5 protein-coding genes and 1 pseudogene are annotated in these 8174 nt (G+C 40.5%); all 6 read left to right on the top strand.

Annotated features, from left to right (window positions below; translation table 11 throughout):
- Positions 1-35 precede the first annotated feature (35 nt).
- The 6 genes and pseudogenes from HMPREF3249_RS04590 (at position 36) to ftsY (ending at position 8098) form a co-directional block, all read left to right on the top strand.
- Positions 36-394, top strand: a pseudogene (locus tag HMPREF3249_RS04590) (YbaN family protein).
- A 373-nt stretch (positions 395-767) separates the two neighbouring features.
- A complete protein-coding gene (rnc, locus tag HMPREF3249_RS04585; protein WP_049534586.1) occupies positions 768-1466 on the top strand; it encodes a ribonuclease III in 699 nt (232 codons plus the stop codon).
- Entirely contained in the window at positions 1457-4990 is a 3534-nt protein-coding gene (gene smc / locus HMPREF3249_RS04580) for a chromosome segregation protein SMC (RefSeq protein ID WP_049534588.1), read from the top strand. The genes rnc and smc overlap by 10 nt, the downstream gene beginning before the upstream one ends.
- A gap of 1 nt (position 4991) precedes the next feature.
- Positions 4992-5786, top strand: a complete 795-nt coding sequence (locus HMPREF3249_RS04575) for a Cof-type HAD-IIB family hydrolase (RefSeq protein WP_057489616.1) — start codon at positions 4992-4994, stop codon at positions 5784-5786.
- Complete coding sequence (locus HMPREF3249_RS04570; protein WP_057489617.1) at positions 5786-6598, top strand: Cof-type HAD-IIB family hydrolase; 813 nt, start codon at positions 5786-5788, stop codon at positions 6596-6598. Before HMPREF3249_RS04575 ends, HMPREF3249_RS04570 begins: the two co-directional genes overlap by 1 nt.
- A gap of 12 nt (positions 6599-6610) precedes the next feature.
- Positions 6611-8098 carry a signal recognition particle-docking protein FtsY gene (gene ftsY, locus HMPREF3249_RS04565; protein WP_057489618.1) on the top strand — a complete coding sequence of 496 codons (1488 nt, stop codon included), beginning with the start codon at positions 6611-6613 and terminating at the stop codon, positions 8096-8098.
- The last annotated feature ends 76 nt before the right edge of the window (positions 8099-8174 follow it).

Raw genomic sequence — 8174 nt, 5'->3', positions numbered from 1 at the left:
TGTCTTCTGTGTTGCACTTCATTTTACAACAGGGTATGCGAATTTTTTACTTAATGATTGGTTTTACTTTATTAGGATTAGCCCTTTTGGGAGTTGCTTTACCGCTATTACCGACACCCCCTTTTTGCTGTTGGCGATTGCATGCTTTTCACGCTCTTCCAAACGATTTGAAAAATGGCTATACCATACTAAGTTGTATCAAATCTATGTGGTGGACTTTCGCGAAACAGATGCTATTGCTCGGGAGCGTAAAAGAAAAATTCTTATTTCCATTTATATTCTAACGGGAATTTCTATCTTCTTTGCACCTCTTATCTGGGTGAAGTTTGCTTTAGCTGCCTTAACCCTTTTTATGACGTATTATTTATTCAAAGTCATTCCAGATAAAGAATGAAAATTCATTTCATCTCTGGTGAACTTTTCCTATCAAATTCTTGGTATCGTTGGAGTATCAAGGATTTTTTTGATATAATAATAGAGAATTTGTTTTCTTTTTATACTCTGTGAAGATCTCTTCAAACTTCGTCGGATTTTACAGTCCGGATGACTGTGAGAGGTGGCAGAGAAGGAAAGCGAAACATTTGTCAACCTTGCTGTACTCTTTGTTACTGACTTCGTTGATTACACCTGCGACCTCAAAAGCTCAAGTAGAGTTTTTGCCCCACCCGCCGCTTGCTTTCTAGTTCCAATTGTCTGGGAGACAGCTGGAGGTGATTGTTAAGTTTTTTGAGTATTAAAAGAAAAAGTTCTTCTTGAAAGGAGAAAAAATGAGAGATTTACATAAAGTTTTGAGTCAGCAATTTGGAATTGTCTTCCAAGATGAAAAGTTGCTGGAGACAGCTTTTACACACACTAGCTATGCCAATGAGCACCGCCTCTTAAACATTTCACACAATGAGCGCTTGGAATTTTTAGGAGACGCTGTTCTGCAATTATTGATTTCGGAATATTTGTATAAAAAATATCCGAAAAAACCAGAAGGGGACTTGTCAAAACTTCGCTCAACGATTGTACGTGAAGAGAGTTTGGCTGGTTTTAGTCGAGATTGTCAGTTTGATCAATTTATCAAATTAGGTCGTGGCGAAGAAAAGTCAGGTGGGCGTAATCGGGATACCATTCTTGGAGATTTATTTGAAGCCTTTTTAGGAGCTTTATTGCTAGATAAAGGAGTGGAAGCAGTCAAAAACTTCCTGTATCAAGTCATGATTCCAAAGGTAGAAGTTGGAGACTTTGAGCAGGTGATTGATTACAAGACCAAGCTACAAGAACTGCTCCAAGTCAATGGTGATGTCGAGATTGTTTATCAAGTCATCTCTGAGTCTGGTCCAGCTCACGCCAAAGAATTTGCTGTAGCGGTATCTGTTGATGGCAGAACGGTTGGACAAGGGCAAGGACGTTCGAAAAAATTAGCAGAGCAGGAAGCTGCTAAAAATGCATTTGAAAAGGGAAGTCATTCATGTATTTAAAAGAAATTGAAATTCAAGGTTTCAAATCTTTTGCAGATAAGACCAAGGTAATATTTGATCAGGGAGTGACAGCAGTCGTTGGACCAAATGGCTCAGGAAAGAGTAACATTACTGAAAGCCTGCGTTGGGCACTGGGAGAGTCCAGTGTTAAAAGTCTTCGTGGCGGGAAAATGCCAGATGTCATTTTTGCGGGTACTGAAACTCGCAAACCACTGAATTATGCTTCTGTTGTTGTCGTTTTGGACAATAGAGACCGTTTTATCCAGCAAGCTGCAGATGAGATTCGTGTGGAGCGTCATATTTATCGCAGCGGGGATAGCGAGTATAAAATAGATGGCAAGAAGGTACGTTTGCGAGATATTCATGATTTGTTTATGGATACAGGGCTTGGGCGAGATAGTTTTTCCATTATTTCTCAAGGAAAGGTGGAAGAAATTTTCAATAGCAAGCCAGAGGAGCGCCGTGCCATTTTTGAAGAAGCGGCTGGCGTACTGAAATACAAGACGCGGCGCAAGGAGACTGAAAGCAAGCTCAGTCAAACACAAGATAATCTAGATCGGCTGGAAGATATTATTTATGAGCTCGATAGTCAAGTGAAGCCTCTTGAAAAGCAAGCTACGACAGCTAAGCAGTTTTTGAAATTGGATGAGGAACGCCGTGCTCTTTATTTGGATGTATTGATTGCTCAAATAAAGGGAAATAAAACACAGATGAATGATACTGAAGAACGGCTTGTGGGGATTCAGCAATCTTTGTCTGCTTATTACAGCAAACGTGACCAGCTAGAGCAAGAAAATGCTCTTCTGAAAGAAAAACGCCATGATTTGCAAAAACAAATGGCAGATGACCAAGCGAGTTTGCTTGAACTAACACGCCTCATCAGTGACTTAGAACGCCAAATCGAAGTTTCCAAATTAGAATCTAGTCAAGCTGCCAACAGTCGGAAGGAAAATGAGGAACGCCTGAAAGGATTGACAGAAAAATTAGAGGCGGTTCAAACAGAATGGCAGGGAAAAGACGAGCAGTTGACTGATTTTGCTGTAAAATTGGAACAAAATCAACAAGCGATTCATAAATTAGAAGCTGAAATTGAGGCATTTTCGGACGATCCTGACCAGATGATTGAAAAATTACGTGCTGAATTTGTCCAATTGATGCAAGAAGAAGCGGACTTATCCAATGACTTAACTGCTTTAGAAAGTCGCTTAGCCAACGAATTACAATTATCTGAAAGCAAACAAGCAGAATTTGCTAAGTTAAAAGAAAATTTAAAGAATCTTCAAATCAACGAGCAAAGTCAACTGGAAGATTTAGAAACAGATCGGCAGTCGGTTCAGCAGTTACTGACAGATTATCAGGCACAGCTAAAGCAAGTTCAAGCTGTAAAAACGAATTATCAGCAAAACCAAACGGCAATGTTTGATTTAATGGATGATGTAAAAAATAAAAAGGCGCGTGTTGGTAGTTTAGAAGCTATTCTGAAAAATCACAGTCATTTCTATGCTGGGGTGAAAAGTGTTCTTCAAGAAGCAGAGCTCCTGGGCGGTATTATCGGTGCTGTTAGTGAAAAACTGAGCTTTGATTCGCATTATCAGACAGCACTTGAAATTGCACTTGGAGCAAGTAGCCAGCATATTATCGTAGAGGACGAACAAGCTGCGACACGAGCAATTGAATTTCTGAAACGCAATCGAACAGGACGGGCAACTTTTCTGCCACTGACAACGATTAAAGCGCGGCATTTACCAGATCATCATCAAGGAAGCATTGAAAAAAGCACTGGTTTTCTTGGTTTGGCTTCGTCTTTGGTGAGCTATGATAAGAGTTTAGAGCATATTTTCCAAAATTTGCTAGGTACAACAGCCATTTTTGATACGGTAGAAAATGCGCGAGCAGCTGCTCGCAAAGTTCGGTATCAAGTACGAATTGTCACGCTGGATGGAACAGAATTACGGACAGGCGGTTCTTATGCAGGTGGCGCTAATCGAAATAACAATACAATTTTCATCAAGCCGGAGTTGGATGCTTTGCAAAAGGAACTTTCTGAGAAGAATGTAACATTAGCCGAGCAAGAAAAGCAAGTGGAGGATTTGCACACACAGCTAAGCCAAGCCAACAGTCTGTTAGAAGAAATAAAAGCAAGTGGTGAGGAAGCTCGATTAGCAGAGCAAAAGGCTCAAATGGCTTATGAGCAAACACATAAACAGGTTGAAGACTTATCCGAGCTCTTAGCGCTGCAAGAAAGAGAGCTATCTCGTGAAGTTCTTCCTGATATGGCGGAGCAAAAGGAACGATTGGTTAATCGCCTTGCAGAAATTGAGCAAGAGAAAACCGAAACAGAAGCAGAGATTGAGCAGATTAAGTCAGATAAAGATGCTATTCAGGCACGTTTAGACAAGCTAACAGCCCACTTATCTGAGCTTCGATTGGTCCGTACCGAGCTGATAGGGCATCAACGTTACGTTCAGATGGATCTCACACGTTTGTCCAATGAAAAATCTGAATTGGACAAAGAGATTTCAACTTTACAATTTCTAATGGAGCAAAAGGAAGAGACAGCTTCAAAAGTGGATATTGCTGTTTTAGAAGAGCAATTAACACAGGCTATACAGGAAAAGACAGCTTTGAACCAAGCCAATATTCGGTACCAATTTGAACTGGACGATTTGGAAGGGCAAGCAGAAGATCTTACCAGTCATCTGGAACAAGCCCGTCAGAAAAATGAGGATTTGATTCGCAGTCAAGCCAAGGCAGAAGCTGAAAAAGATAAGATTGCAGATGTCCTTCGACGCCTTTTGACGAATTTGACAGATGACTATCAAATATCTTTTGATGAAGCTAGTAAACAGGCTCGTCCACTAGAAAATCTTGCGGTTTCTGAAATTAAGGTCAAGGACTTAGAAAAGGCTATTCGGGCTTTAGGACCAGTCAATCTTGATGCGGTAGAGCAATTTGAAGAAGTCAGTCAACGACTGCATTTCCTCAATACTCAAAGAGATGACGTACTTTCTGCGAAAAATCTACTTTTGGAAACCATCGAAGAAATGAATGACGAAGTAAAAGACCGCTTCAAATCAACCTTTGAAGCTATTCGTGAGAGCTTCAAAGTGACTTTCAGACAGATGTTTGGCGGTGGTTCAGCGGACTTGATTTTGACCGAAGGTGACCTGCTGACTGCGGGGGTAGAAATTTCAGTACAACCACCTGGTAAGAAAATTCAGTCGCTCAATCTGATGAGCGGAGGAGAAAAAGCTCTGTCAGCTTTGGCATTACTCTTCTCCATTATCCGTGTCAAGACGATACCATTTGTCATTTTGGACGAGGTGGAAGCTGCACTTGACGAAGCTAATGTCAAACGTTTCGGAGACTATCTCAATCGCTTTGACAAGGACAGCCAGTTTATCGTGGTAACACACCGTAAAGGAACGATGTCCGCAGCAGACTCTATCTATGGAGTAACCATGCAAGAGTCCGGTGTGTCAAAGATTGTCTCCGTAAAATTAAAAGATTTAGAAAGTATGTAAAATGAATATAAAATTAGTTGCGACAGATATGGACGGCACCTTTTTAGATGACAAAGGGCAGTTTGATATGGTTCGACTGAAGCAGTTGTTGCTCCGTTTTAAAGAAAAAGGCATCTATTTTGCAGTAGCCAGTGGGCGTGGTTTGCTGTCATTAGAAAAGCTATTTGAGGATGTGCGAGATGAGATAATTTTTATTGCTGAAAATGGCAGTCTGGTAGAATTTCACGGAGAAGATCTCTACGAAGCAACCATGTCTAAAGATTTTTATCTGTCAGCTTTTGAGAAATTGAAGACATCTCCTTTCATCAATACCAGTGAATTGCTTCTAACAGGTAAAAAAGGCTGTTATGTTTTGGAAACAGTTGATCCAGCTTATTTAGCTTTTAGTGCGCATTATAATGAAAATATCCAAAAAGTAGCTCGCTTGGAGGATATTACAGATGAAATTTTCAAATTTACAACCAATTTTTCTGAAGAAACAGTAGCTGCTGGTGAAGCTTGGGTTAATCAACACGTTCCCGGTGTCAAAGCTATGACAACAGGCTATAAGTCAATTGATATTGTCCTAGACTATGTGGACAAGGGTGTTGCCATTGTCGAATTGGCGAAGAAATTAAATCTTGAGATGGATCAGGTCATGACATTTGGTGACAATTTGAATGATCTACACATGATGCAAGTAGCAGGTTATCCCATTGCCCCTGAAAATGCTCGTCCAGAGATTTTGGAAGTAGCCAAAGAGGTCATTGGGCATCATGCGGCGCATTCAGTTATGACGTATATGGAGGGCTTATAATGGCAGATATAAAATTGATTGCCTTAGATTTAGATGGGACTTTACTAACTTCTGAGAAAAAAATTTCTGCTCGAAATTTAGCGGCGCTTAAAGCCGCTAAAGAGCAGGGAATCAAGATTGTTTTGACGACCGGTCGCCCTCTAAAAGCAATGGAACTTTTCTTAAACGAACTAGGCGTAGCTAATCAAGAGGACGAATACACCATTACTTTTAATGGTGGTTTGGTGCAACGTAACACAGGTGAAATTCTTGATAAAACAGTCTTTGCTTATGACGATGTGGCTCGTATTTTTGAGGAAACAGAAAAGTTAGGCTTGCCACTAGATGCGATTTGCGAAGGAACTGTCTACCAAATCCAGTCAGACCATGAATCGCTTTATCAAACTTGCAATCCTGCTTTAACATTTGAGTCGGTTTCATTTGCAGACTTATCTAGCCAACAGACTTATAATAAGTGTGTAACAGCTTATGCACCAGATCCGCTTGATCGTGGTATTGCTCAACTTTCGTCCGATTTATTTGACAAATATGAAATTTTTAAGTCGCGCGATATGCTGTTAGAATGGTCTCCGAAGAATGTCCATAAAGCAAATGGCTTAGAAAAATTGATTGCTCATTTAGGAATTGAACAAAGTCAAGTCATGACTTGCGGAGATGAAGCAAATGACCTGTCTATGATAAAATGGGCAGGACTTGGTGTAGCTATGCAAAATGCAGTAGCAATAGTCAAAGAAGTTGCCAATGTGGTGACGCCGATGACCAATGATGAAGATGCTGTTGCTTGGGCTATAGAAAAATATGCACTGAAATAAAGGAGGAATTGAATGGGCTTATTTGATCGCCTTTTTGGTCGCCAAAAAGAAGAAAAAACAGTTGAAAATATTCCTGAAGAAGCTGTAGAAACAGTATCAGAGGATGATCAAGGAAAGAATCTAGAAAAAGTAGAAACAGCTCCTGTAGAGAATACGCAATCTGAGAATCTAGGTGAACAAACATTCCAAACAGAATTGAAAGAACGTCTTGCTAATGATGAGACACGTCTTGAAACCATTCAAGAAAAAGTAGAAGAAATGGAGCCGGAAACGGCTACTACAGGATCAAGTCTAGAGTTTGCTGAAAATGATTTCCAAGCTCCAGAAAATCATACATTACAGAATGAAATGGGAACTCCACAACCTGACGAGACAGCAGCCTTTTCGCAACATACGACTCATCCAGCTACCACAGATTTACAGGCACGTTTAGCAGAAGCTAGAAGACAGCAGGCAGAACAAGAAAATATGAGGCAGTTGAACGAAGCGAACGCAGGGTCAAGTTCAGCAGAGTCAACTACGGCAGAGAAGACTATTAGCGAACCAATTGAAGCAAGTTCATCTATTCAAAAAGAAACGGTTCAGGAAAAGTATGACCGTAGTCTTAAAAAGACGCGGACAGGTTTTGGAGCGCGGCTTAATGCTTTCTTTGCCAATTTCCGTTCGGTAGATGAGGAATTTTTTGAAGAGTTAGAAGAACTCTTGATTACGAGTGACGTGGGAGTGCAAGTCGCTTCTAATCTGACAGAAGCCTTACGCCAAGAAGCTCGCCTTGAAAATGCCAAAAAGCCAGATGTCCTTCGTCGGGTCATCATTGAAAAGTTAGTAGACATCTATGAGAAAGATGGCCAATTTAACGAAAAAATCAATTTACAAGACGGTTTGACAGTCATGCTTTTTGTTGGTGTAAACGGAGTTGGGAAAACCACTTCGATAGGGAAATTGGCTTATAAATATAAGCAGGCTGGTAAGACAGTTATGTTAGTTGCAGCAGATACTTTTAGGGCAGGAGCTGTTGCTCAGTTGGTGGAATGGGGACGTCGAGTAGATGTTCCTGTTGTGACAGGTCCAGAAAAGAGTGACCCAGCTAGCGTTGTTTATGACGGTATGGAGCGTGCAAAGGCTGAAAATGTGGATATTCTCATGATTGATACAGCCGGACGCTTGCAAAACAAAGATAATCTAATGGCAGAATTAGAAAAAATTGGACGGATTATCAAACGGGTAGATCCAGCTGCGCCGCATGAAACGTTCTTGGCACTAGATGCCTCAACCGGTCAAAATGCCCTTGTTCAAGCTAAGGAATTTTCAAAAATTACGCCAGTAACAGGAATTGTCTTGACGAAAATTGATGGAACAGCGCGTGGTGGTGTCGTTCTTGCAATCCGTCAAGAGCTGGATATTCCAGTTAAACTGATTGGATTCGGAGAAAAAATTGACGATATTGGAGTATTTAACTCTGAAAACTTTATGAAAGGGCTCTTAGAGGGCTTGGTATAAGAAAAAAGACTTGCAATTCATTCATTTTGCAAGTCTTTTGTATATGATAAATTGTAAAATATAGTGCAACAAAAAA

Origin of the sequence: Streptococcus sp. HMSC36C04 (assembly GCF_001839535.1) — a bacterium.
GTDB lineage: Bacteria > Bacillota > Bacilli > Lactobacillales > Streptococcaceae > Streptococcus > Streptococcus hominis.
The sequence above is the reverse complement of the archived record's forward strand: the minus strand, read 5'-3'. Positions and strand labels throughout refer to the sequence as shown.